Raw genomic sequence first — 24805 nt, forward strand, 5'->3', positions numbered from 1 at the left:
AACGACGCCGGAGCTCCCCTTTGTGAGGGGGCTCCGGCGTCGTTCGTTTGGTGAGGGTGTGCATTCCCGGCTACATCAGGAACCGGGGAGCATGAACCCCTAGGCGGGAAGCTGGATGACCTGTCCGGCAAATACCAGATTCGGGTCCGCGATGGTGCTCATGTTGGCGTCCGCCAGCTGCTGCCAGCCGCCCGCGATGCCAAGTTTCCCTGCCACGATGCTCAGGGTGTCGCCGGCTTCCAGCGTGTAGGTCTCGCCGCTGAGCGCCACCGGTGCTGCGTGCTGCGGCACCGTCACAGGGGCCGCCACGACTGGGGCTGCCGGTACCTGGGCGACGGGCACGTTCTGGACCGGGGCAGCCTGAACCGGAACGCTCGCCGGTGCTGGCGCCGTCGCGCCCCCTCCGCCGCTCAAACCGAGCTGCGCGGCGCAGGACGGCCACGCTCCCCAGCCCTGCGAGGCCTGGACCTGTTCTGCAACGGCGATCTGCTGTTCGCGGCTGGCGTCGGCTGCGGAACCGGTGCCGCCGTACGCTGCCCAGGTAGTGCTGCTGAACTGCAGGCCGCCGGTGTAGCCGTTGCCGGTGTTGGTGGCCCAGTTGCCGCCGCTCTCACATTGCGCCAAAGCGTCCCACGTGGAGGTGCTGGCCGCATTGGCTCCGGTGGCGGAAAGTGCAACGCCTGCCAGGGAAATGGCGGCAACGGTTGCTCCGCGGCGCGCGGCAGTACGGATGGTGGTGTTGTTCATGGTGTTGATGCTCCTGAAGGCCACCTGCGCTCGGTCCGTCCCCGGAGGTTATCGCGCCACTGCCCGCCCCTGACGAATAGAGGTCATTTTCGGTGTCTGCCGGCCGGGCAGTTCTGGTGGAGGCAGCACCGGGCATTCATCGGCCCGTCTGGTGGGCCTCCTCCACGCTAAAACATCGCGTGTCCGTTATCAAACCGAGATATTTTCTGGGTGCGGGCTGGTGGCCGGCTGGGAGAGTTCCGCCGCCAGGTACGGCGCGGTGCGGCTGTGCGGGGAACGCGCGACGTCGGCCGCTGTTCCGGCGGCGATGATCCGGCCGCCGGCGTCGCCGCCCGACGGTCCCAGGTCAATGACCCAGTCCGCGGCGGCAACCACTGCCATCTCATGTTCGACCACCACCACGGTGTTGCCGCTGTCCACCAGTCCGTGGAGCTGGGCCATGAGCAGTTCGACGTCGGCGGGGTGGAGCCCGGTGGTGGGTTCGTCCAGGAGGTAGAGCGTGTGGCCCCGCTGGGCGCGCTGCAGCTCGGTGGCGAGCTTGATGCGCTGTGCCTCGCCGCCGGAAAGTTCTGTGGCGGGCTGTCCCAGGCGGAGGTAACCCAGGCCAACGTCCCCGAGGCTCTTCAGGCTCCGCGCTGCTGCCGGGATGTCAGCCAGGAACCCGGCGGCGGCATCCACTGTCAGCCGCAGCACCTCCGCGACGTTTTTGCCCCGGTAGGTCACCTCGAGGGTTTCCGGGTTGTAGCGGGAACCGTCACACTCCGGGCACGGGCCATAGCTGCCCGGGAGGAACAGGAGCTCCACGGCCACAAACCCCTCGCCCAGGCAGGTTTCGCAACGGCCGCCCGCCACATTGAACGAGAACCTGCCTGCGCCGAACCCCCTTGCGCGAGCCTGCTCCGTGGCGGCAAATTCTTTGCGCACCGCGTCGAACAGGCCGGTGTAGGTGGCCAGGTTGGAGCGGGGTGTGCGCCCGATGGGCTTCTGGTCCACGGTCACCAGCCTGTCGATCCGTTCAGCGCCGCTTACCGGCCCCACCGACAAGGGCGTGGCCGGGCCCGTCTCGTCCGGATCTGCCTGCTGTGCCGCCTTTGCCGACTGCGCGGACTTTGCTGAGGGTGCAGCCTGTGCAGCTGCCGCAGGTTGGTGGTTTTTCAGCCCGGCTCCCACCACTTCCCCGAGGACGTGGCTGACCAGGGTGGACTTGCCTGAGCCGGATACCCCGGTCACTGCCGTCAAAACGCCCAACGGGAACCGCGCATCAACGTCCTTGAGGTTGTGGCGGCTGATGCCGGCCAGCTCCAGCCAGCCGTCCGGCTCCCGGGTGCTGATCTTGCGAGCCGCACTGCCTCTGTCTGGTCCGCCGCCGCCGTCGGACGCGCCGCCGGCGAACAGGAAGGGGCGGGTGACGGACTCTTCGATGGCCGCAAGGCCGGCCACAGGCCCGCTGTAGAGCACCTCGCCGCCGCCTTCCCCCGCCCGCGGACCCACATCCACCAGCCAGTCCGCGCGGCGGACCACGTCCATGTTGTGTTCCACCACGAAAACAGAGTTGCCGGAGGCTTTCAGCTGGTCCAGAACCGCCAGGAGCGGCTCGGCGTCGGCAGGGTGGAGGCCGGCGGACGGTTCGTCCAGCACGTAAATCACGCCGAAAAGCCCGGAGCGGAGCTGCGTGGCGATCCTCAGCCGCTGCATCTCGCCGGGGGAGAGGGTGGGGGTGGCGCGGCCCAGGGCCAGGTATCCCAGGCCAAGATCCAGGAGCACGGTGACGCGGTGCAGGAGGTCCGTGGTGATGGCCACCGCCACCTCGTTTTCCTCCCCGGAGGTCTGCTTGCGGGACGCTGTCCCGGCCTCCTTCAGCCCGGCAGTGGGGCGGATGATCTCGGCCAGCTCCACCATCGGGGTTGCGTTGAGTTCGGCGATGGTCCGGCCGGCGAAGGACACGGCGAGGGCTTCGGCCCTGAGCCCGGTCCCGCCGCAGAGGGGGCACGGCCCCGACTCCATAAACGCCAGGACGCGCTCGCGCATGGCGGCGCTCCCGGAATCCGCCAGGGTGTGCAGGACATAGCTCTTGGCGCTCCAGAAGCGGCCCTTGTACGGCTTGGCCACACGGTCCCGCTCGGGGGTGACCTCCACCACCGGCTGTTCCTCGGTGAACAGGATCCAGTCGCGCTGCTTCTTCGGCAGTTTCCGCCAGGGCACGTCGACGTCGTAGCCCAGGTGGGTGAGGATGTCGCGGAGGTTCTTGCCCTGCCAGGCGCCCGGCCACGCGGCGATGGCACCGTCGCGGATGGTCAGGGCCGGGTCCGGGACCAGGGATTCTTCGGTGACGGTGTGCGCGACTCCCAGCCCGTGGCATTCCCGGCAGGCACCGGCCGCAGTGTTCGGCGAAAACGCGTCGGAGTCCAGCTGCCCGGCACCGGCCGGGTACGTCCCGGCCCGTGAAAACAGCATGCGGAGCGAGTTGGAGAGCGTGGTCACCGTGCCCACGGTGGAGCGGCTGCTCGGTGCGCCCCGGCGCTGTTGAAGCGCGACGGCGGGAGGCAGCCCGGAGATCATCTCCACCTTGGGATTGTGGCCCTGCTGGATGAGGCGGCGTGCGTAGGGGGCAACGGATTCGAAGTAGCGGCGCTGGGCTTCGGCGTAGATGGTGCCGAACGCGAGCGAGGACTTCCCCGAGCCGGAGACCCCGGTGAACGCCACGATGGAATCGCGCGGCACATCCACGTCAACGTTCCGCAGGTTGTTTTCCCGCGCGCCCCGGACGCGGACAAAGCCGTCCGAAAGATGGTCGGGAGTGGGAAGGGAAAAATCGTCAGCCTGCTGAGGGTTCCGCATTGATCCGACTCTAGCTGCGAACCGGCCGGCGGGCGATATCCTGACCCGATGGACAATTACAGGGACACAGCTGCCGGGCCGCTTTCAGAGACGGAGCCGCTCCCGGGGACAGAGCCGCTTCCAGGGACAGAGCCGCTTCCAGAGTCGGAGCTGGGCGGCGAACAGCCTGCCGAGGTGCTGCGGCCCCTGACCATCGCGGAACTGCACCTGCACATCGAGGGCACCCTGGAGCCGGAGCTGATCTTTGAACTGGCCGCCCGCAACGGCATCACCCTCCCGTATTCCGGGCTGGACGAGCTCCGCGCACTGTACGAGTTCACCGACCTGCAGTCCTTCCTGAACCTGTACTACGCCAACATGGCGGTGCTGCAGACCGAACAGGACTTCGCCGATATGACCCGCGCGTACCTGTCCCGGGCCGCAGCCGCCGGAGTCCGGCACGCCGAAATCATGATGGATCCGCAGGCGCACCTGTCCCGCGGTATCCCGCTGGAAACCTGCGTCAACGGCGTGGCCTCTGCCCTTGCCACCTCCGTGGAAGACTTCGGCATTTCCACCTTGCTGATTGCGGCCTTCCTGCGGGACCTGTCCGAAGACTCCGCGTTGGAGGTCTTGGACGCGCTTCTGGCCATGAATGCACCGATTGCAGCCGTCGGCCTTGACTCGGCGGAGGTGGGCAACCCGCCGTCGAAATTTGAACGGCTGTTCGCCAAGGCCCGGGAAGCGGGCCTGCGCCTCACCGCGCACGCGGGCGAGGAGGCGCCGCCGTCGTACATCATCGAAGCCTTGGACATCCTGGGCGTGGAACGGATCGACCACGGCATCCGGTGCATGGACGATCCCGATCTGGTGGAAAGGCTGGTAGAGGCGCGGACTCCGCTGACCGTGTGCCCGCTCTCCAACGTCCGGCTCCGCGCCGTGGACACCCTGGCCGACCACCCCTTGCCTGCCATGCTGGCCGCCGGCCTCAACGTCTCGGTGAACTCCGACGATCCGGCCTATTTCGGCGGGTACGTGGACGACAACTTTGCCCAGCTCAGGGCCGTGTTCGAACTGTCCGAGTTTGACGTGGTGCGGCTCGCCGCCAATTCCATCCATTCGTCGTTCGCCTCGGAGGAGCGCCAGACCGAACTCCTGAACGAGCTGAACGGCATGTAGCTCCTGGCCGCCTGCTCGCTTACACTTGTGCGCAGGCGTGTCCGGGAAGAGTCCGGCGGTACCCAGTTACCAGCGCGCGAAGGGTTGAGCAAACAGCCCCTTACCGAGACCCCTGCCTCAGTTCCGGCGTAATCCGCGTCATAGATGGTCACGACACGCAGAGTTAACCATTTCAAGTCGCGCGATTAACAAGCTGTTGGCAGGATGCCTAGAGACCGATCGCATTACTCAAGGGGAATCATGGCCAAGTCCACCGCAGATAACACCGACCTCCGACTCAAGACCGTACTGAGCGTCCTGACCGAAGGCGTGTGGTCCGGCGACACGTTGAACGCCGGGGAGGTCCTGGCGGAAGCCACCGCCCGCGTGCCGTTCAGTGACCACGAGGCGGCGTTGCTCACCGGCGGCATCCCGCGCGGCCACAAAGCGCTCACGTCCGCCACGGCCAAGCTGGTCAAGGCCGGCTGGCTGGTCAAGGGCCGTTCCGGCTGGACCATCACCGAGGACGGCATGCGCGCCACTGTCGCGTTCCCCGATGCGGCGTCCTTTGCCGCAGCGCTCGACGCCGGCACTCCCGTCCCGGCCGATGTCGCCGTCCCGCCGGCACCGGCCGTCAAGCCGGCCCGTGCAGGTGCGGCGAAATCCGGAGCAGCCAAGGCAGGCACGGCGCGGACCGCAGCGGCCCGCACAGCGGGAAAGCCGTCTGTTCAGGAAACCGCAGCAGCCGAAGCCGCGGCAGCCCAGGAGGACACCGTGACGAAGACTCCAGCGAAGAAAGCACCGGCGAAGCGGACACCTGCCAAGAAGGCAGCGGACGCCGTGGGCAAGGCAGCAAAGATCATCGAGGACGCAGTGGAGCCTGTGGTCAAGGCCGTCCGGTCCCGCAAGGCAACGCCGAAGGAAGACACGGCAGCAGGCGCAGCGTCGGCCAACGGCACGTCGTCGGCTAACGGCACGTCGTCCAACGGCACGGCGCCGGCCAACACCGCCGAGACCTTCCCCCAGCCAGAAGCTGTGGCTGTTGCCGGTGACTTCAACACCATCCTGGGCGCGCCGGAAAACTGGGCTCCCCAGTACGACGAGGCCCAGCTGACGCTGGACACCCTGGACCAGCTGTGGAAGATCAGCGCCGCACTGCCGGCCGGCTACTACACCTTCAAGATCGCCCTCAACCGCTCGTGGGAAGAGAACTACGGTGCGTTCGGCACGTTCGATGGCCCCAACCACGAACTGCACCACGACGGCGGCACGGTCACCATCAGCTACGACCACCGCACCCGGGACATCACCATCGACTGACAACAGTCTCTGGACAAAAACTCCATGGTGAAGCAGTGTGGAAACCGGTCATCCTGACCGGTTTCCACTTGTTTAAGGAGATGCTGAAATGACCCTTCCTTCTGGCCTTACCCCGGGCGTTTGGACGCTGGATATGTCGCACAGTGAGATCGGTTTCACGGTCCGGCATGCCGGCATCAGCAAGGTCCGCGGACGCTTCACCGATGCCTCGGCCGAGGCGCGCGTGGGCGAATCGCTGGCCGATGCCTCGCTGCACGCCACCGTGAAGACGGCCAGCTTTGAGTCCGGAGACGCAAACCGGGACGCGCACGTCAAGGGGCCGGATTTTTTCGATGTGGAAGAGTTCCCGGAGATGAAGTTCCGCGCCACGGGCGTTGAGGGCGACGGCGAGGACTACACGCTGACCGGTGACCTCACCATCCGTGGAATCACCAAGCCCGTTGAGCTCGAAGTCGAATTTACGGGGGTGGCTGTGGATCCGTTCGGTGCCACCCGCGCCGGTTTCTCGGCCGAAACCGACATCAGCCGCAAGGAATTCGGCCTGACCTGGAACGCAGCCCTGGAGGCCGGTGGCCTGCTGGTCTCCGACAAGGTGAAGATCAACGTAGACGCTGCGCTGGTCAAACAGGCCTGACCCGGGACCCCACCATGGACCCAGAACGCCCGCAAGCAGACGATGTCCGGCTCTCTGCCCGCGTCTTCGGCGTGGTGCAGGGGGTTGGATTCCGCTTCTGGACAATGGGCAAGGCTGACGAACTGGGTCTCAAGGGCGTGGTGAAAAACCTCGACGACGGCTCAGTTTCCATCGTTGCCGAAGGCTCCCGGCAACAGGTTCAAAAGCTCCTGGACTGGCTGAGGTCAGAGAAAGCTCCGGGCCGGGTGGAGCGGGTGGAGGAGTCCCTCTCCGCGGCCGAGAACTCGTTCCGGGATTTCAGGGCCCGCTGAGGTTGCCAGCCCGCTCGCCGGGGCTGAGTCCGATGAACGCTCCGAGCTCCTCAAGGACCGCCGGTCTGGTGGGCATGTAGTTGGTCAGCTCGGGCGAGCGGACCACCACGGCACGCCACTGGCCCCGGGACACGGCCACGTTGATCCGGTTCCGGTTCAGCAGGAACTCCGCACCACGGGGCGCCTCGGCTACGGCGGAGCAGGCCATGGAAACCAGCACCACCGGTGCCTCCTGGCCCTGGAACTTGTCCACGGTGCCCACCCGCATGCCTGCCAGCCCGGCCTCCTGCAGCGCCAGCCGGATGAGCTGGACCTGGGCATTGTAGGGTGCCACCACCAGGATGTCCTCTGGCTTCAGTGCCCGGGCCGGTCTGTCACCGCCAGGAATCCATTTCAACCCGATGTGCCGCTGGGCTTGCCGGACCACTTCCTTCGCTTCCTCCGCCGAGGACGTGGTGTTCCCACTGTGGTGAACGAAAACGGTCTCCACCCCGGCCGGCAGATCCGCCAGGCTGCGGAGGGAGGCCGCCGGAGCCGCCTCAAGCTTGCCTTCGTAGCTGAGGACGGACACGGCCCGGCACAGGTCAGGGTGCATCCGCCAGCTGTCCGCGAGGAAATAGCCGAGGCTTTCCGGCAGCGTGGCGTGGCCGGCCGCTAGCCAGCCCAGGGCCGATTCGTCCACGGGCTCGGGGTGTGAACCCTGGGTGACCTGCGGCAGCTGCTGCGGGTCGCCCAGGAGCAGGAGCCGCTTGGCGGACCGGGCCACCGCCAGGGTGTTGGCCAGGGAGAACTGGCCGGCCTCGTCGATCACCAGCAGGTCCAGGGACCCGGCGGGCACGGACTTCCCGGTCATGGTCCAGGCGGTGCCGCCCACCAGGCAACCGCCCGGTGAGGCCAGCAGCGCGGCGACGTCGGCCTCCTTGGTACGGGGCCACGGTACGTCGTGTTCGTTGACGAGCTTCTTGGCCACCCGTGCCGGGTTCACTCCTGCGGTCTCGATCGCAGTGCACAGCATGTTCTCCACCACGGCATGGGACTGCCCCACCACGCCGACCTTCCAGCCCGCCGCCACCAGCCTGGAGATGACGTGGGAGCCGACGTAGGTCTTGCCCGTTCCGGGAGGGCCCTGCACGGCCAGGTAGGAGCGGTCCAGATCCAGCAGCGAGGTGGTGATCGCCGTGACATAGTCAGCCGCTCCAGAGCTGTCGGGACCGACGGCGGAGGGAGCGGGCAGGGACCGGAACCTCGGCGGGACCTTGCGGAGGATATCGATGCCGGGGTGGGCCGGAAGGTACGGCACAGCAGCGCCGACCGCCTGGGCTAGCTCGGCAAGGGCCGCTTCGATGCTGGCGGTAGCGACGGGCTGGTCTTCGGTGAGGGCTACGGGAAGGTGCGGGTAGGCCGGAACCTTGCCGGTTTCCCGTTCCTCGATGGTGATGAACGTCCGGCCGGGCATACCGGGGTGGTCCTCCACGGCTGTTACCACGGTTCCGAAGGTAAAGCCGCGGCCCCTGGTGCCGCCGTTGGGATTTTCCAGTCCGTCCGGGACCGGTGCGTCGTAAAGCCGGCACCAGGTGCTTCCGGGTTTGAAGTCCGAGCCCTCGCTCATGGTCCCGGCGAGCCTGAGCGTACGCGTGCGCATCCGCTCCCGGGGCTTGGCAAGGACCCAGTCCGTCAGTATCTCGGCGGTGTCCACCACAAAGACGTTGCGGTGGTCTGACCAGGTGTCGATCTCGGCTTCTGTCCGGTCGAAATGCTCCCACCAGAACTGCTTCCGTTCGCGCCGGTGGTAGCCAACTGCTGCAGCCACCATCGCGATGGCGCGTTCATCGTCAGTCCAGGGCCGGTGGTCCGGCAGGACCACAAGGTACTCCTGCAGGCGCCGTTCCTCAGGCGAGGCCTCGAGTTCGGGGACTGCGGCCCCCACATCCGGCACTCTAACCTGCAGCGCCAGCCTCCCGCCGTCGTCGGACGTTCCAGCTGACCCCGGGGTGGAGGCGGCGCTGGCGGCGCCCGTGCCGCGCAACTCCAGCAGCCAGTCGCGAAGGCGGAGGGTGGAGAGGCAGTCGTACTCGTTGTAGTCGGAGATCGAGGCGAGGATCTCAGCGGCCTCCGCTGAATCACCGCCGTCACGGGCAGCGCAATAGGCGGCATACGCCACCACGGAGGCGCCGGCATCCTTGACGTCGCCCGACCGGAGGTTGTCTCCCATGTAGAGGGGTTCGAGCTTCTTGATGGAGTATGACGGCTCGGAGATCCGCAGCGAAAGGCGGGCCGTGGCATAAAGGTCAACCAGGACGCCGTCACGCAGCCAGTTGTCCACGATGTCCTCCCCGGCCAGGTGCGTCACTGACAGGTTCCGGAGCGCCGATTTTTCGTAGGCGGCGTAGTGGTAGACGTGCATGTCCGGGTACCTGGCGCGGCGTTCCTCCACATAGGCGAGGAAGTCCAGGAAAGCCTGCCGCTCCTCATGGCGGGAATGCGCCCAGAAGGGCCGGAACACGGGCTTGTCAGTGGTGCTGGTGTCAGTTGCCGGCGCCTCGATCACGCCGAAAAGATACTCCAGGCCCCACTTGCCTGTGGCGGGATCCTGCCACAGGGGATCGCCCTCGAAGTCAAAGAAGATGTCCCCGGGGCTGGGTGCCGGAATGGTGGCCAGGGCATTCTCCGGAAGCACCTTGTAGGCGACTGTGTGGGCCTCGCCGTCCTTGGTGAAGGTGCGGGAACCGTCAGGCTGGTCACGGCCCAGCTGCATCCTGGCCTGGTCGCGGAGGCGCACCACCGAACCCGTGGCGCGGGCCGCAGGAAGGTCGGCGAGCGCATCAATGGTGCTGATGCCTGCCGCGAGGAGCTTCTTCCGCCGCACTGATGTCATGCCGCCCACCATCAGGAGGTCGCGGTGGGACTGCACCTGCTCGGCGCAATAGTTGCACCGGCCGCAGTACATCACGCCGGGCTGCTGCCACTGGACCGCCGGCTGACGCTCCCGGTGGCCTGCGGTCAGGGCGCGGAAACGGTCGCGGCGCTCGCGGAAGACGGGCAGCAGGTCCGTGAGGGAGTGGACGCTGCGGACGTACTCGCCGTCCACCATGGCGCCGAGCACCAGGGTGAGCTTCGGTGATGGCTCCAGGCCCATCCGGATCAGCTGATCGCCGTAGGCGGCAAGCTGCAGGAGGGCTCCCACCTTGGCATGCCGGGCCAGCTTGGTGTCCCAGACCTCGTACCGGCCGGGGATCCCGGTGCCGGCGGCCTCGTTGACGATGAAGTCGGCGTAGCCCAGGAACTCGCCGTCAAAGAAGGTGGCCTGGAAGACGACGTCGGCCCCGGCGCGGAGCGCAAGCTCGGTTTCGGCCTGCTTGGCCAGCAATCCGCTGCGGGTGTTCTCTCCCCGCTCGATGGAGTACACCCCGGCGCCGCGGCCGGCGTCCCATGGCCCGTACCGCGCAACCAGGCCGGCCAGGACCTTGGCCTCGTGCCGGTCACCGAGCGCCCCGGCACGGCGCTGCATCTCGTCGTCGGGAAACTCCGCCTTGGGGGAGCGGCCCAGTTTCTCATCCAGGATGCGGAGCGTGCGGTACTCGCATTCGCTGGCCGCCACGAGGTCGGTCGCGGAAAACACCAGGTCCGGTTCGGCGCGGCCTGGATCAGCGCTGGCGGGTTCGAGCAGAAACATGGGTCCTCCCCATTGACGTGCCCGGCCGGGAACGGTTCCCCTGGCCTTGGTCTGAATCTAGCAACAGCCACCGACAACGCGGGGTCACTAGATGCCCTTCCGAGGCCTCCGGAGGGGCATCTAGTGACCCCGCGTTGCTTTAGTTTGGCGTTGCTTTGGCTGCGCGTTGCTCTAGTCCTGGGCCGCCCGCACCTGGGCTTTGTCGTGCTCGATGTGGGCGCTGCGCAGCAGGTCCATGAACTCGGTCTCGTTTCGGATGAGCCGCTTATACTTCTCCGGCAGTTTGCGGATCTGGTCCTCTTCCCGGACCATGTTGGCGAAGATCTTGTCCCGCTCGTTCATGTCCGTTTCGTAGTTGAGGTCCAGGTATTCTGTGGCGTGCCGCTTTGCCCCGGACACCGCATTCTTGGCCTTGCCCTTGGGGCTGAAGATGGAGGCCAGGACGGTGACCGCCAGGACGCCGAGGATCACGCTCAGGGAGACTTCGGTGCTGACCTCCACCACGTTGACTTTCTTGCCGTCGTTGATGAACGCCAGCGTGTTCTCGTGGAGGGCGTGCAGGATAAGTTTGACGCCGATGAAGCCCAGGATTGCTGCCAGCCCGTAGGCGAGGAAGATCAGCCGGTCCAGCAGCCCGTCGATGAGGAAAAACAGCTGGCGCAGGCCCATCAGCGAGAAGGCGGTGGCGGTGAAGACGATGAAGACGTTCTGCGTCAGCCCGAAGATCGCGGGAATGGAATCAAGGGCGAAGAGGATGTCAGTTCCGCCGATGGCCACCATGACCAGGAGCATCGGCGTGAGCACGCGTTTGCCGTCCTCCATGGTGAAGAGTTTGTCTCCGTCGTAGTGCTGCGACGCCGGGAGGTACTTCTTGGCGAGCCGGACCACCAGGCCCTCGGATTCGTCCTCGTGGCTGTCCGGCTTGAGCAGGTTGCCGGCGGTGATCAGCAGGATCAGCCCGAAGATGTAGAAGATCCACGCGAAGCTGTTGATCAGCGCGGCGCCCAGGAAAATGAAGGCGGTGCGGGCAATCAGGGAGAAGATGATGCCGAACAGGAGCACCTTCTGCTGGTCGGCACGGGGAACCTTGAAGCTGGCCATGATGATCAGGAAGACGAAGAGGTTGTCCACTGACAGGGCCTTCTCCGTGACGTAACCCGCGAAGTATTCGGTGCCCATGGTGGGGCCGCCGAACCACAGCACGCCGAGGCCGAAGAGCAGGGCGATGCTCACGTAGATCGCTGACCACGTCGCGGATTCCTTCAGCGAAGGCGTGTGGGCCTTGCGCACATGGAAGAAGAAATCGAAGGCCAGGAGGCCCACGATTCCCACAAGGGTCAGGGTCCAGACATAAGCAGGTACTTGCACGCGGCAGGCCTTTCCTCGGAGTCTCCATCCAGCCTACGGGGTGCCGCAGTCATGCCGCAGTCATGCCGCAGTCAATCCAATCCGGCCAGCCGCCGCAGGATGTCCGCGGCTGGTTCTTCGGTTGCGTCACGGAAGCCGGTCCCGGCCCACAGATTGATGGACTCCGAATCACCGGCTGCCGCAGCGGCCTTACGGAGGGGACTGGTCAGGTGATGGATCGCCGGGTACCCGCCGGGCGCCACCGGGTGGAACCGGTCCACGAACCGGTTGCGGAGGGCACGGGCAGGACGGCCGGAGAAAGCGGTGGTCACCACGGTCCCGTCCCGGGCCGGATCGGCCAGCCCGGCCTTATAGGCTGCGGACGCTCCGCTCTCAGGACTGCGCAGCAGGACGGTTCCCACGACCACCGCCTCGGCGCCGTGTCCCAGGGCGTCCCTGACCCCGGCAGGTGTGGAGATGCCGCCTGCGGCCCATACGGGCAACCGGACCGTTGACCGGACTCGGTCCAGCAGCTCCGCCAGCAGGATGTCCTGCACCGGGACAGCCGGGGTGAGGGTTCCGGAGTGGCCGCCGGCCTTGATCGACTGGACCACCAGCCCGTCGACGCCGAGCGAGGCCGCCAGTGCGGCTTCGCCGGGACTTGTCACTGTCTGGAACACCAGGGACCCGGCCTCCTGCAGGCGGCGCACAAGGTCAGCGGGGGGAAGGCCGAACGTGAAGCTCACCACCGGGACCGGGTCACTGACCAGCAGGTCTGCCTTGGCCTCCCAGCCGTCGTCGTCCTCGACGGGAGCCACCCCGTCCAGCGGGATGTCGTAGGTCCCGGCCAGTTCCCGGAGGGCGTCGGCGTAGCGGAAAAAGGCGTCGGGATCTACCGGTACCGGGTTCGGTGCGAACAGATTGACGCCGAATCGGGAGGCTCCGCCGCGCACTTCGGCAATCTGGGCGGCGAGCTGGTCCGGCGTTTTGTAGCCGCCGGCAAGGAACCCAAGCCCCCCGGCGTCGGCGGCCGCCAGCACCAGCGCAGGCGTGCTTGGACCCCCGGCCATGGGCGCCGCGACCAAGGGTATGGTGGCGCCCAGGCCAGCCAGGAGGCCGTTCATGCGCCTGCGGTCAGCAGACCGCTTTCCATCACGGCGGCGCGCGAGAGCGTTTTGTAGCCCTCCTGCTCGAAGAGGACCGTGATGACGTCGTCCTCGTAGCGCATCACCAGACCTGGCCCCCACGCCTTATGGGTTACCGTCGACTGAAGCGGGAACGGCATGTCGCCGTCATCCGGCTGGATGGCTGCCCCGCCGTCGTTGTTCCCCCGGGACTCCTGCGCGGCACCCTGCCGGGACGCGGCTTCGGCGCACACATCGCAATTGCCGCAGGGCTCCGGCAGGTCCTCCCCGAAGTAGCCCAGCAGGAACTGCCGCCGGCAGCCGTCCGTCTCGGCGTAGCCGCGCATCATGTTCAGCCGGGACTGGTCCACCCGCTGCCGCTCCTGTGAACGTTCGACGGCGAGCTGCACCAGGGCGGGCAGCTTGGCTTTGGAGGCGAGCCGGATGCCGCGCTTGCCGGTGCTCACGGCGCCCACCTCCTCGAGTTGGTTCACCAGCGCAGTGACCCTGCGGGCCGGGAATCCCGTGAGCTCGGCCAAGGCCGTTTTGGGGGCGGGCGCGCCGGCGGCCCGGAGGACCTTCAGCACCGCCAGCAGCGAATCCGGGTCAGCTGAGTGTGTACCGAAGAACTTCCGCAGGCCAAGGTCCTCGGAACGGTAGTGGAGCACAGCCGAGGCAGGCTTGCCGTTTCGGCCGGAACGGCCAATTTCCTGGTAGTACGCGTCCAGGGACTCCGGAATATCCGCGTGGATCACGAAGCAGACGTTGGGCTTGTCGATCCCCATGCCGAAGGCCGTGGTGGCAACCACCACGTCCAGCTGGTCGTCCAGGAACTGCTCGTGGATGCGCTCGCGGTCCGCCGCCGACCGGCCGGCGTGATAGGCCTCCGCGCGGAGCCCGCCCTGCGCCAGCTTCGCCGCGTAATTCTCCGTGTCCTTGCGCGTGGCGGCGTACAGCAGCCCCGGCCCGTCCGCAGCCAGCGCGGTGGCCTGCTCCAGCACGGCCTTAGCCTTGCCTTTTTCCTCGTGGTGGCGGACCACGTCCAGGCTGATGTTGGGCCGGTCGAAGCCGCGGACCAGCACCAGCGGGTCCTTCATTCCCAGCCATTCCGCGATTTCCTCGCGCACCGGCGGAGAGGCGGTGGCCGTCAGCGCAGCCACCGGGGGGTTGCCCAGCCTCCCGCGGACAGCGCCCAGCGTCAGGTAGTCAGGGCGGAAGTCGTGCCCCCAGGAAGAGACGCAGTGTGCTTCGTCCACCACCAGCAGGGGAACCCCCAGGCCGGCGATCCGCTCCACCGTCTCCGGTTTGGCCAGCTGCTCCGGGGCAAGGAACAGGAACGCGGCGCGGCCCTCCTCGACGGCCTGCCAGGCCTCCGCCACCTCGGCGTCGCTGCGGGAAGAATTAATGGCGACGGCGGTGTCCGGGCCCAGCCGTTCGTTCAACCCGTCCAGCTGGTCCTCCTGCAGGGCGATCAGGGGTGAAACCACGACGGCGGGGCGTCCGGTCTGCCGGTGCAGTTGCAGCGCCGCCACCTGGTAGATCGCGGACTTGCCGTAACCGGTGGGCATCACAGCCAGGACATCACGGCCGCTGACCAGGGCGGTCATGCCGGCGAGCTGGCCCTCTCGCAGTTGCGGGAAGGAGAAAGTGGAGGAGGCAAGCGCGCTTAGCGCAGGAGTCTCGGACATATAACGGCTCCGGGGAGTGGTTCCTACGGCCGCTTGCTTGAGCCGTCCGGAACAGCCTATCGCGTGGCGATCCGCCGCCGTCGCACGTTGTTGGAGTGCCGCCGCCTCATCATCAGCCTTGGCGGCGTTGTCCTTGACTTACGGCGCCCCCTGAACAACTGTGGAAACTGACCGTTCCGCCGGTGATGCCGGTGCGCCTGCGGTGTTGGCAAAACCAAGGAGATTTCATAGTGACGCGCAAGAACCCGCAGGTGGAAGAGGTCAACGAGGCTGACATCGAGGTCAGCGGCGAGCCGAAGTCGTGGGCCGCCGGCGTACCGGGTGTCTACCATTCCCTGGAGCCTGCCATCAAGCACATGGGGCCGGGCCGGGCCTCGAAGACGCTCCTGGCGCTGAACCAGAAAGACGGCTTTGACTGCATGAGCTGCGCCTGGCCGGACCCCGGGCACAGGAAGACCTTCGAGTTCTGCGAGAACGGGGCCAAAGCAGTCACGTGGGAAGCCACCCCTGTGGTGATCGGCTCCGAGTTCTGGGCCGCGCACCCGGTCAGCGCACTGCGTGAGCGGTCCGAGTACTGGTTGGGGATGCAGGGGCGCCTGACCGAACCCGTCTACAAGCCCGCGGGCGAGGACCACTACCGGCCCGTCAGCTGGGAACAGGCTTTCACCCTCATCGCGGACAAACTGAAGGCGTTGCCCAGCCCGGACCAGGCCACCTTCTACACCAGCGGCCGGACCTCCAACGAGGCCGCGTTCCTGTACCAGCTGTTCGTCCGGGCGTACGGAACCAACAACCTGCCGGACTGCTCCAACATGTGCCACGAATCCTCCGGCTGGGCAATGGGACAGACCATCGGGATCGGCAAAGCCACCATCTCCTACGATGACTTCGCCAAGGCGGACCTGATCATCGTCATGGGCCAAAACCCGGGCACCAACCACCCCCGGATGCTCACCGCGCTGGAGGAAGCCAAGGAAGCCGGCGGCAGCATCGTGGCCATCAACCCGCTGCCCGAGGCCGGCCTGAGGCGCTACAAGAATCCGCAGAAGGTCAAGGGGATCGTGGGCCACGGCACGCAGATTGCCGATCAGTTCCTGCAGATCCGGCTCGGCGGCGACATGGCGCTGCTGCAGGCAATCTCCAAGCGGGTCCTGGACGCCGAGGCCGCGAACCCCGGATCCGTGCTGGACCACGCCTTCCTGGCTGAGCACTGCCAGGGGCTTGAGGAACTGCGTGCACACCTTGCCCTTTTGGACGAGGCAGCCGTTCTGGAAGCCACCGGCCTGCAGGTCGAGGAGATCGACGAACTGGCCCACCGCTACCTCAAGGCGGACAAGGTGATCATCACCTGGGCCATGGGCATCACGCAGCACAAAAAGGGCGTGGCCACCATCAAGGAGATCATCAACCTGCTGCTGCTCCGGGGGAACATCGGCAAGCCCGGTGCCGGCGCGTCGCCCATCCGCGGCCACAGCAATGTCCAGGGCGACAGGACCATGGGCATCTGGGAGCAGATGCCGCCGGCTTTCATGGACGCGCTGGGCAAGGAGTTCAGTTTCGAACCGCCGCGCGAACACGGCGTGGACGCCGTCGAAACCATCCGGCAAATGCGCGACGGCGGGATCAAGGTCTTCCTCGGAATGGGCGGAAACTTCGTGGGAGCCATGTCGGACACCGACGCCGGCATCGCAGCCATGGAGAACACCGAAATGTCGGTCCAGATTTCCACGAAGCTGAACCGCTCGCACACCGTCACAGGTGCCGAAGCCCTGATCCTGCCCACCATGGGCCGAACCGAAATCGACATGCAGGAATCCGGTCCGCAGTTTGTCTCGGTGGAGGACACGGTCTGCGCCGTCCACGCCTCCCATGGCACCGTCAAGGCCGTGGCTCCCGGGCTGCTGTCAGAGGTGGCGATTGTCAGCAGGCTTGCCCACAAGGTGCTGGGCGATACGTTCCAGGCCGACTGGGCCGGGTTCGAGAAGAACTACGACCTTATCCGGGACCACATCTCCCACGTGGTGAACGGCTGCGAGGACTACAACCGCAAGATCCGCCAGGACGGCGGCTTCGTGCTGCCCAACGGGCCCCGGGACTCCCGCACGTTCCACACGCCCACGGGCAAGGCCATGCTCACGGTCAACGAACTGGAACACGTGGAGCGGCCGGCAGGGACACTGATCCTGCAGAGCATGCGATCCCATGACCAGTTCAACACCACCATCTACGGAAACAACGACCGCTACCGTGGCATCAAAAAGGGCCGCGAAGTGGTGTTCGTCAGCCCGGAAGACCTTGCCGAACTCGGCCTGAGCGACGGCCAGCACGTGGACATCCACGGCGTCTACAAGGACAACGTGGCGCGCGTACTCCGGAACTTCCGGGTGGTCTCCTACCCCACGGCGGCCGGTTGCGCGGCCGCCTACTACCCGGAAGCGAACGTGCTGGTCCCGCTGGAAAGTGTTGCCGAGGGCAGCCAGACCCCGGTGTCCAAAGCCGTGATTGTGCGCCTGGAGCCGCATCTGGGGTGATCAGCGGCCTCGACAAGGTCATGGTGCCGGCGAAGAATTAAGGCAGGACGCCTGACTGCCGTCGGAGGGCACCATGAGCGAATTCGTTGTCTACCTTGATACGTCCGATGTCCGGCCCGGGAAGCTGGCCGAACTGAAGGCCGCCATGGCGGAGCTCGCCAGCTTTGTGGACGCCAACGAGCCACGGATCATCGCCTACAACGTCTACTTTTCAGGCGACGGCACCCGTATGAGCGTCCTCAACATCCACCCGGACATCGCGTCACTGGAGTTCCACCTGAAGGTCGCCGGCCCGCGGTTCCCCCCGATCGCACCCCTGGTCACGCTCCGGACCATCGAAATCTTCGGGCCCGTCAGCGAGGGGCTGGCCAGACAGCTCGAGGGCAAAACCCAACTGCTGGGCGGCAGCGTGATTATCCGCGACCACCATGCGGGCTTCGCGCGGGTGCCCGCCGTGCCCGCGGCCTGAGCAGCGGTGCGGGACTACTGGGCAGTGTCCGCCCAGCCCTTGGCGGCAGGGCCGCCGTCGTGGCCGTCGCCGCACAGCTGGAACGCGACGTCGGCCGCTTTGGCAACTGACGCCGTCGACGCCTCCTTGGAGCCGGCGCTCCCGGTCCCGGCTTCGAGGCCGGCGGCGTACCCCACCAGGAAGGTGGTGACCGGGGCGGCCGCGTGGATCACGGACTCGGAAGACTTCCGGGCCAGGTCCAGCAGCATTTCCTGGTCCACCTGAAGGTCCAGGATCTGCAGCGCCTGGGCCAGCCGGTGGGTCCACTGGTCAAGGACCTGCGCTTCGTCGTCGGTGACAGCCATGTTTTCTCCTATGTTTCTGGTGCGTTTGGGTGGCGGAAACTCCGTGCCCACTGCCCCGACACTACAAGCCATGACGGAGTAAGTCACCGGCTTTGGGGCATTCAGCCCAGCCGGGCGTTGACCGCGGCGGCGGAAAAGACCTGGTTCACCAGCAAGGAGGACATTCCGCGGATTCCTGCATCCTCGCCCAGAGCCGCCAGCCGGACGTCCAGGTGGCGGGTGGCCCGGGGGAGGGACATGGGGTACAGGGTTTCGCGCATCCCGCCGATCAGTGACGACGATGCCAGGTCCCCGGCAATGAGCAGGACTGCGGGGTTGAGCAGGCACACCACGGTGGCCATCACTTCGCCGAGCCGCTGGCCTGCTTCGTGGGTCAGCCGCATCGCCTCAACGTTCCCTGCCAGCAGGAGCCGGTGCACGTCCCGCCCCGAAAACGCCTCGACGCCTTGCTGCTTCAGCTTCCGCGCGATGGCACCGCCGCTTGCTCCCGCGGCGAGGCAGCCGTAGGACCCGCATTGGCACCGCAGATCCGTGAAGGCGGGATGCCGGACGTGCCCGATGTCGCCCGCGCCGCCGTCCACCCCCTGGTAGACCTGGCCGTTGATCACCAGCCCGGTGCCGATTCCGGTGGAGACCTTGACCAGGCAGAGGGACGTGGTGCCGGTGAACCCGGCGCTGTACTCGCCCACAGCCATGGCATTCGCGTCGTTTTCCACCAGGACCGGAACAGGAAACGTGTCCTGGAGGAAATCGACGATGGGGTAGGCGTCCCAGCCCGGCATGATGGGGGGCTGGCTGGGCCGCTGGGTGTGGGGGTCCACGGGCCCGGGAATGAAGATTCCAACGCCGGAGACCTTGTCCATGGGCGTTTTGGACCGCGTGAGCAGCTGCCGGCCCGTCTCCGTGATGGCGTGCAGAACCTTCTCCGGCCCGTCCTCCACCGCAATGTCCAGGTGTTCGTCGGCGATGATGCTGCCGCTCAGGTCAGTGAGCGCGACCCGGCTGGACGTGGTCTCAACCGAAGCCGAGATGGTGTACGAATGCTGGAGGTTGAAGGCCAGGTCCGTTGGCCGCCGTCCGCCGGATGGCCTCGCGGTGCCCGCTTCCCGGATTAGCTCAGCCTTCAGCAGGGCGTCGACGCGCTGCGCCACCGTCATGCGGGACATGCCTGTTTCCTCTTGGATGTCACCGCGCGTCCGGGCCTTGCCTGAGCGGATCAGCTGAAGGACATCCCCTGGTCCCACGTACATCTGCGGCTCCTACTGTTGAAAGGCACTTTTGCAATCCTAGGTGTTCCACCGGCTCGCAGGCATAACCTGCACGTGCTCGTGTCGAATGACTCTTCAGCTAATGCTAGACAGCTAGACATCATTTGGATAGCCTTTAGGCATAAGTCCCGGCTATGTGACTACGCTCACGGTACGGGACGTTCGCCTGCACGTGTTCTGCCAGTCCGGCCGAGGTGGTCCGGACAGACCGAAACGGCGGCGGAGCACGAATGACGTGGCGCCGGATCCGGGGCCGCCTGAGACAGGAGCACCGAAGTGATGAGAACCAGAGACCGGTCAACCGTCGCCGTGATTGCCGCGGCTGCACTGGCCATGACAATGCTGGCGGGCTGTACCTCCAACGAAGGCTCGAATGACGGTTCAACCCAGAGCGGGGACGCCAAGAAAATCACGGTCTGGACCGCGGACACGCTGCCCGACCGCGTAGCCAAGACGCAGGAAATTATTGGCAAGTTCACCGCCGCCACCGGCGTCGCAGTCGAACTGGTAGGTGTGCCGGAGGACCAGTTCAATCAGGTCCTGACCTCATCCGCTGCAGCCGGGGACCTCCCGGACGTCATCGGCTCAATCTCACTGGCTCAGGTCCGTACCCTGAGCGCCAACGACCTCGTGGACCCGGCCACCAACAAGGCAATCATCGACAGCCTTGGCGAAAATACCTTCACCAAGCGGGCGCTGGAACTGACGCGCGACGGCGACAAGCAGCTCTCCGTTCCTGACTCGTCCTGGCAGCAGCTCCTCTACTACCGCAAGGACCTCTTCGACAAGGCCGGCATCGCGGCGCCGAAGACCTACGATGACATCAAGGCAGCCGCCCAGAAGCTGGACACCCCGCAGCTCGCAGGCCTGGCAGCAGCCAACAAGCCCGGCGAGGCGTTCACCCAGCAGACCTTCGAGCACATCGCCCAGGGCAACGGCTGCGAGATGGTCAACGATAAAGGTGACATCACGTTCGACAGCCCCGAATGCGTGGGAGCCCTGACCTTCTACCGCGACATGCTGACAAACTACTCCGTCCCGGGCGCCCAGGACGTGGACACGGTCCGCGCCTCCTACTTCGCGGGCCAGGCTGCCATGGCCATCTGGTCCACCTTCATCCTGGACGAGATGGCTGGCCTGCGTAACAACGCCAAGCCCACCTGCCCGGAGTGCGCCGCCGATCCTGCGTTCCTCGCCAAGAACACCGGCGTCGTCACCGGCATCCAGGGGCCCGACGGCGACCAGCCCGCCCAGTTCGGCGAGATCGTCTCCTGGACGGTCACCAAGGACTCGGCCTCGGAATCAGCGAAGAAGTTCGTGGAGTACTTCATGACCGAAGGCTACGTTGACTGGCTGTCCATCGCACCGGAAGGCCGGCTTCCGGTCCGCGCCGGCACAAAGGCCAACGCGACCGAGTACGCGGACAAGTGGAAGACCATGCCCGCCGGTGTGGACCGGAAGGAACCGCTGGGCAACTTCTACTCCAAGGAAGTACTCTCCATCCTGGAAAAGGGCCCGGATAACCTGAAGCGGTGGGGCATCACCCAGGGCCAGGGCGACCTGGTGGGCGCGGCCCTGGGCGAGCTGCCCATCGCCAAGGCCGTCAGTGACGTCACCTCCGGCGGCGTAGACCCCGCAACAGCTGCAAAGCAGGCCGCGGAATCGCTGAAGTCCATTAAGGGTTCGCTGAAGTGAGTTCGGTCAAAAAGGACGTTCCTGCCGGGCCGGCGGCATCAGCCGCCGGCCCGCGGGGGCGCCGCAAGCTTTCACCGATGGCCAGGGAGGAACAGCGGGCCGGTTTCACCCTGCTTTCGCCCACCCTGATACTGGTCCTGGTCATGGTGGTCCTGCCCATCCTGTGGACGCTGGTGCTGGCCTTCCAGCGGGTGAGGATCCTGAACATCAGGACGGCAGGGATCTTCGGTCCGTACACGCTGGACAACTTCGACAACGTGTTCTCACCGAGCTTCTTCACTTCGCTCACCACCACGCTGGCTTACTCCATCTTTGGTACGGCCGGCGCAATCGTGCTGGGGCTCATCGCAGCCCTGGCGCTCCGGAAACCGTTCAAGGGCAGGACCGTGATCCGCGCGTCCATGCTGATCCCGTACGTCTCGCCCATCGTGGCCGTGACGTTCACCTGGGCCACCATGCTGGACCCGCAGTTCGGCCTGATCAACCACTGGGGCAAGACGTTTTTCGGCTGGGAAGAGTCCGTTCCCTTCCTGAGTGAGCGTGCCAGGGAGGTCTCCTTCCTCGGGATGAACTTCGAGGTGCCCACAGCGTTGATCGCCGTCATCCTGTTCGAAATGTGGCGGTCCTTCCCGTTTGCTTTCCTGTTCCTCACCGCGCGGATCAACGCCATTCCGGAGAGCCTGGAGGAAGCCGCCCGGGTGGACGGCGCAACGCCCATCCAGCGGTTCTTCCACATCATCCTGCCGCAGCTGCTGCCCACCATCGCCATGCTGTCCGTCCTGAGGTTCATCTGGACCTTCAACAGCTTCGATGACATCTACCTGCTCACGGGTGGCGGGGGCGGCACCGAAGTGGTTGCCGTGACGGTCTTCAACTTCCTGACCGCCCGCGGCGATATCGGCGCAGCCTCGGCCCAGGCGCTGGTCCTGGCCGTCATCCTCGGCCTGCTGGTGGGCATCTACATCCGGTTCTTCGGCAAGAAAGAGGAGGTCTCCTGATGGCGATTCCCGTCGAAACCAAACGCCCGGCCTCCCCGGCACGGCCGCCGGAAGGATCCCGCTGGACGCGGGACGTCATCGAGACCCGGGTTTTCGGTGTACTCCGCTGGGTAGTGATCGTGGGCCTGGTGCTGGTCACGCTCTTCCCGTTCTACTACATGTTCATCCTCAGCATCCGGCCCCTGGACTCCCTCCTGCGGGATCCCGGCTCGCTGGTTATCCCGTTCGCCGAACTGGACTGGAGTGCCTACCAGAACATCCTCACGCCACAGGAAAACGGCGGACAGGGCTTCCTGAAGTTCATGGGCAACAGTGCACTGGTGGCATTGGGTACGGTGCTGATCTCGCTGCTCGTGGCCATTCCAGGCTCCTACGCCATCAGCCGGCTGAACTTCTTCGGCCGCCGCCAGGTCAGTGCCCTGTTCCTGGCGGTCTACCTGTTCCCGAGCATCCTGCTGGCCATCCCGCTGTTCACCTTCTTCACCCGGCTGGGCCTGCGGGGCCAACTGGTGGCGCTGCTTATTGTGTACGTCGCCCAGGTCATCCCGGTCACCATCTACATGCTGCGGAACTACTTTGACACCATCCCCACCAGCCTGGAGGAAGCCGCAGCCCTGGACGGGTGCAGCCGGCTTGGTGTGCTGCGCCGCATCAGCCTGCCGCTGGCCATGCCGGCCATCATTTCCAACGCCCTGTTCGTATTCATGATCGCGTGGAACGAGTTCCTGTTCGCCTTGCTGTTCCTGGTCAATACCCGGCCCAACTGGACCGTCTCCCTGGGCCTGTCGCAGCTGGCCGGCAGCATCGAAGTGCCCACCACCGTGCTGATGGCGGGCTCGGTCATCCTGACGCTGCCCATCATCATCATCTTCTTCGCAGCCGAACGGCTCCTCACCGAAGGCCTGACGGCCGGCGCGGAGAAAGGCTGATGGCAAGCCCAACGGACACTGCCGGTGGACTCACCGGCAGTGTCCACGGCCTGATGGAGGACCACTGGCGCCCGGACCACGGCTACTCCGTCCCCAACCCGGGCACCTACCCGCACCTCTGGCTGTGGGACTCCTGCTTCCACGCCATCATCTGGGCCCGGCTCGGTGACGCGCGTGCCGCGCAGGAGCTCGATGCGGTCCTGGCCGGGCAGCTGGACAACGGGATGGTGCCGCACATGCGCTACGGCGGCGCCGGCCCGGACACCTGGCTCGGCCCGCTGAGCCAGACGTCCTCACTGACGCAGCCGCCCATGTTCGGCCACGCTGCCCGCGTACTGTCCGACGCCGGCATTCCGCTTTCGGAGGGGACCCTCGCCAAAGCGAAAGCCGGCCTGGACTGGCTGTGGCGCGAACGCCGTACCCCGGACGGACTCATCTACGTGGTCCACCCGTGGGAGGCCGGAAACGACCACGCCCCGCGCTGGGACGATTGGGGCGCGCCCGGGCGCACCAAGGAGGGCTACAGCCGCCCCGCCCGCACCGCCTGGAACAAGGAGCGCATGAAGGAAGTCTTCTTCGACGACGACGGCGCGGCAAAGTGGTCCACCAGCTTCGTAGCCTGCCCGGCGGCCTTCAATGCCTACACCGCGTTCAACCTCCGCGAGCTCGCCGCCGTCACCGGGGATGCCACGCTCGACGAGCGGGCCACCGAGCTGGCGGCCGCCATGGATGATCAGCTGTGGGACAACGAAGAGCAGCTCTGGTCCGACCGGGCAGTGGTGGGCGGCGGGCCGTCGGTCCGGATTCCCATCAGCGACGGCGTGATGGGTGCCCTGGTGACGGCGGACGACGGCAAGGCGCGCGCTGCACTGCGGCAGCTGGCGGACCCGGCCCGGTTCGGGGCTGAGTTCGGCCCGGCCAACGTGGCCCGGGAACACCCCGCCTACGATCCCGACATGTACTGGCGCGGCCCGGCGTGGCCGCCGCTGAACTACCTCTTCCAGCAGGCCTTCCGGCGGCTGGGCATGGAGCAGGAGAGTGCTGCGCTCGCCGAGCTCACGGCCAAGGGTGCCGCGGCCAGCGGCTGGGCGGAATACTGGAACCCTGAAAACGGGCGCGGCCTCGGCGCCGTCCCCCAGACGTGGGCGGGACTTGTCATTGCCATGCAGCAGTAGCAGCCCCGACGGCGGCACGCGCCAGGCAGCGGTGGCCGGCATCGTTCGGATGCACGGTGTCCTCGTCCAGCATGGTGCCTGCGTCCCACCCGGCAGGCTCCACGACCACCACGTGCGGGAACCCTGCGGCCACCCGGCGCAGCTCAGAGTTGTAGCTGTCCACCAGGACGTTGGAGCCAAGGTTGTGCGGGGCATGGAGGCTGAAATCCAGCAGCGGGGGCTGGGCGAGGGCAACCACCAGAGCATCGGGCGCCGCCTCGCGGAAGGCAGCGAAGATGGTCCGCAGGGCGTCGGTGTATCCCTGTTGGGCCGACGCCGCGTCCCCGCCCAGTCGGAGATCGTTCAGTCCCGTCATGAGCAGGTAGAGGCGGGCCGGCGGGGGAGGATAGGCCCGGACCAGCGCCGCCGTCCCGGTGCTGCTGCTGCCGCCCACGCCGCGGTTGTCCAGCTCCAGGTCCAGTCCGGCAGCCACGAGCGCGGCCAGGCAGGACGTCGCAGCCGAGGCGCCGTCGCCGTCAACCCACGAGTGTCCGTACGCAACCATCCGCCGCACCCCGGCACCTGCCTTTCTCCTGTT

General features: G+C 66.5%; 19 protein-coding genes. 10 read left to right on the forward strand and 9 right to left on the reverse strand.

The window, feature by feature from the left end:
• Positions 1-99 precede the first annotated feature (99 nt).
• Together ABIA70_RS06410 and ABIA70_RS06415 are read right to left on the reverse strand one after the other, a co-directional pair.
• Positions 100-747: a transglycosylase family protein gene (locus ABIA70_RS06410; protein ID WP_354146758.1), complete on the reverse strand. Its 648-nt coding sequence runs from the start codon at positions 745-747 to the stop codon at positions 100-102.
• 189 nt (positions 748-936) lie between these two features.
• Positions 937-3585, reverse strand: coding sequence for an excinuclease ABC subunit UvrA (locus tag ABIA70_RS06415; protein ID WP_354146759.1), 2649 nt, complete (start codon positions 3583-3585; stop codon positions 937-939).
• Between the two features lie 48 nt (positions 3586-3633).
• On the opposite strand from ABIA70_RS06415, the gene ABIA70_RS06420 reads away from it, so the two are divergent.
• The 4 genes from ABIA70_RS06420 (at position 3634) to ABIA70_RS06435 (ending at position 6987) form a co-directional block, all read left to right on the forward strand.
• Positions 3634-4743, forward strand: coding sequence for an adenosine deaminase (locus ABIA70_RS06420; RefSeq protein ID WP_354146760.1), 1110 nt, complete (start codon positions 3634-3636; stop codon positions 4741-4743).
• Between the two features lie 240 nt (positions 4744-4983).
• Positions 4984-6042, forward strand: a complete 1059-nt coding sequence (locus ABIA70_RS06425; RefSeq protein ID WP_354146761.1) for a pullulanase X25 domain-containing protein — start codon at positions 4984-4986, stop codon at positions 6040-6042.
• 88 nt (positions 6043-6130) lie between these two features.
• Positions 6131-6676 carry a YceI family protein gene (locus tag ABIA70_RS06430; protein WP_354146762.1) on the forward strand — a complete coding sequence of 182 codons (546 nt, stop codon included), beginning with the start codon at positions 6131-6133 and terminating at the stop codon, positions 6674-6676.
• A gap of 14 nt (positions 6677-6690) precedes the next feature.
• Positions 6691-6987: an acylphosphatase gene (locus ABIA70_RS06435; protein ID WP_354146763.1), complete on the forward strand. Its 297-nt coding sequence runs from the start codon at positions 6691-6693 to the stop codon at positions 6985-6987.
• On the opposite strand, the gene ABIA70_RS06440 is transcribed toward ABIA70_RS06435, so the two are convergent.
• The 4 genes from ABIA70_RS06440 to ABIA70_RS06455 all read right to left on the reverse strand — a co-directional run bounded on the left by ABIA70_RS06440 (position 6974) and on the right by ABIA70_RS06455 (position 14819).
• Complete coding sequence (locus ABIA70_RS06440; protein ID WP_354146764.1) at positions 6974-10660, reverse strand: TM0106 family RecB-like putative nuclease; 3687 nt, start codon at positions 10658-10660, stop codon at positions 6974-6976. The genes ABIA70_RS06435 and ABIA70_RS06440 overlap by 14 nt on opposite strands.
• 171 nt (positions 10661-10831) lie before the next feature.
• A complete protein-coding gene (locus ABIA70_RS06445; RefSeq protein WP_354146765.1) occupies positions 10832-12028 on the reverse strand; it encodes a TerC family protein in 1197 nt (398 codons plus the stop codon).
• Positions 12029-12099: 71 nt separating this feature from the next.
• Positions 12100-13131: an NAD(P)H-dependent flavin oxidoreductase gene (locus ABIA70_RS06450; RefSeq protein ID WP_354146766.1), complete on the reverse strand. Its 1032-nt coding sequence runs from the start codon at positions 13129-13131 to the stop codon at positions 12100-12102.
• On the reverse strand, positions 13128-14819 hold the full coding sequence (locus ABIA70_RS06455) for a RecQ family ATP-dependent DNA helicase (RefSeq protein ID WP_354146767.1): 1692 nt from the start codon (positions 14817-14819) through the stop codon (positions 13128-13130). The genes ABIA70_RS06450 and ABIA70_RS06455 overlap by 4 nt, the downstream gene beginning before the upstream one ends.
• Positions 14820-15049: 230 nt before the next feature.
• On the opposite strand from ABIA70_RS06455, the gene ABIA70_RS06460 reads away from it, so the two are divergent.
• Positions 15050-17350: an FdhF/YdeP family oxidoreductase gene (locus tag ABIA70_RS06460; protein WP_354146768.1), complete on the forward strand. Its 2301-nt coding sequence runs from the start codon at positions 15050-15052 to the stop codon at positions 17348-17350.
• Positions 17351-17423: 73 nt separating this feature from the next.
• Positions 17424-17819 (forward strand): hypothetical protein, encoded by a 396-nt coding sequence (locus ABIA70_RS06465; protein ID WP_354146769.1) that lies wholly within the window; start codon positions 17424-17426, stop codon positions 17817-17819.
• Between the two features lie 14 nt (positions 17820-17833).
• Here the strand turns inward: ABIA70_RS06465 and ABIA70_RS06470 are convergent, their stop codons facing one another.
• Entirely contained in the window at positions 17834-18163 is a 330-nt protein-coding gene (locus tag ABIA70_RS06470; RefSeq protein WP_354146770.1) for a DUF6457 domain-containing protein, read from the reverse strand.
• 101 nt (positions 18164-18264) lie between these two features.
• Positions 18265-19413, reverse strand: a complete 1149-nt coding sequence (locus ABIA70_RS06475; protein WP_354146771.1) for an ROK family protein — start codon at positions 19411-19413, stop codon at positions 18265-18267.
• Between the two features lie 297 nt (positions 19414-19710).
• Between ABIA70_RS06475 and ABIA70_RS06480 the strand changes: the two genes are divergently transcribed.
• Genes ABIA70_RS06480 through ABIA70_RS06495 form a run of 4 tightly spaced genes read left to right on the forward strand, consistent with a single transcriptional unit; the run spans position 19711 to position 24228 of the window.
• Positions 19711-21126, forward strand: a complete 1416-nt coding sequence (locus ABIA70_RS06480) for an ABC transporter substrate-binding protein (protein WP_354146772.1) — start codon at positions 19711-19713, stop codon at positions 21124-21126.
• Positions 21123-22124: a carbohydrate ABC transporter permease gene (locus ABIA70_RS06485; RefSeq protein ID WP_354146773.1), complete on the forward strand. Its 1002-nt coding sequence runs from the start codon at positions 21123-21125 to the stop codon at positions 22122-22124. The genes ABIA70_RS06480 and ABIA70_RS06485 overlap by 4 nt, the downstream gene beginning before the upstream one ends.
• Positions 22124-23053: a carbohydrate ABC transporter permease gene (locus tag ABIA70_RS06490; protein ID WP_354146774.1), complete on the forward strand. Its 930-nt coding sequence runs from the start codon at positions 22124-22126 to the stop codon at positions 23051-23053. The genes ABIA70_RS06485 and ABIA70_RS06490 overlap by 1 nt, the downstream gene beginning before the upstream one ends.
• Positions 23053-24228: an MGH1-like glycoside hydrolase domain-containing protein gene (locus ABIA70_RS06495; RefSeq protein WP_354146775.1), complete on the forward strand. Its 1176-nt coding sequence runs from the start codon at positions 23053-23055 to the stop codon at positions 24226-24228. The genes ABIA70_RS06490 and ABIA70_RS06495 overlap by 1 nt, the downstream gene beginning before the upstream one ends.
• On the opposite strand, the gene ABIA70_RS06500 is transcribed toward ABIA70_RS06495, so the two are convergent.
• Positions 24209-24772 carry an SGNH/GDSL hydrolase family protein gene (locus tag ABIA70_RS06500; RefSeq protein ID WP_354146776.1) on the reverse strand — a complete coding sequence of 188 codons (564 nt, stop codon included), beginning with the start codon at positions 24770-24772 and terminating at the stop codon, positions 24209-24211. The two genes, ABIA70_RS06495 and ABIA70_RS06500, sit on opposite strands and share 20 nt — an antisense overlap.
• Positions 24773-24805 lie beyond the last annotated feature (33 nt).

Source organism: Arthrobacter sp. 754, assembly GCF_040548695.1.
Taxonomy (GTDB): domain Bacteria; phylum Actinomycetota; class Actinomycetes; order Actinomycetales; family Micrococcaceae; genus Arthrobacter.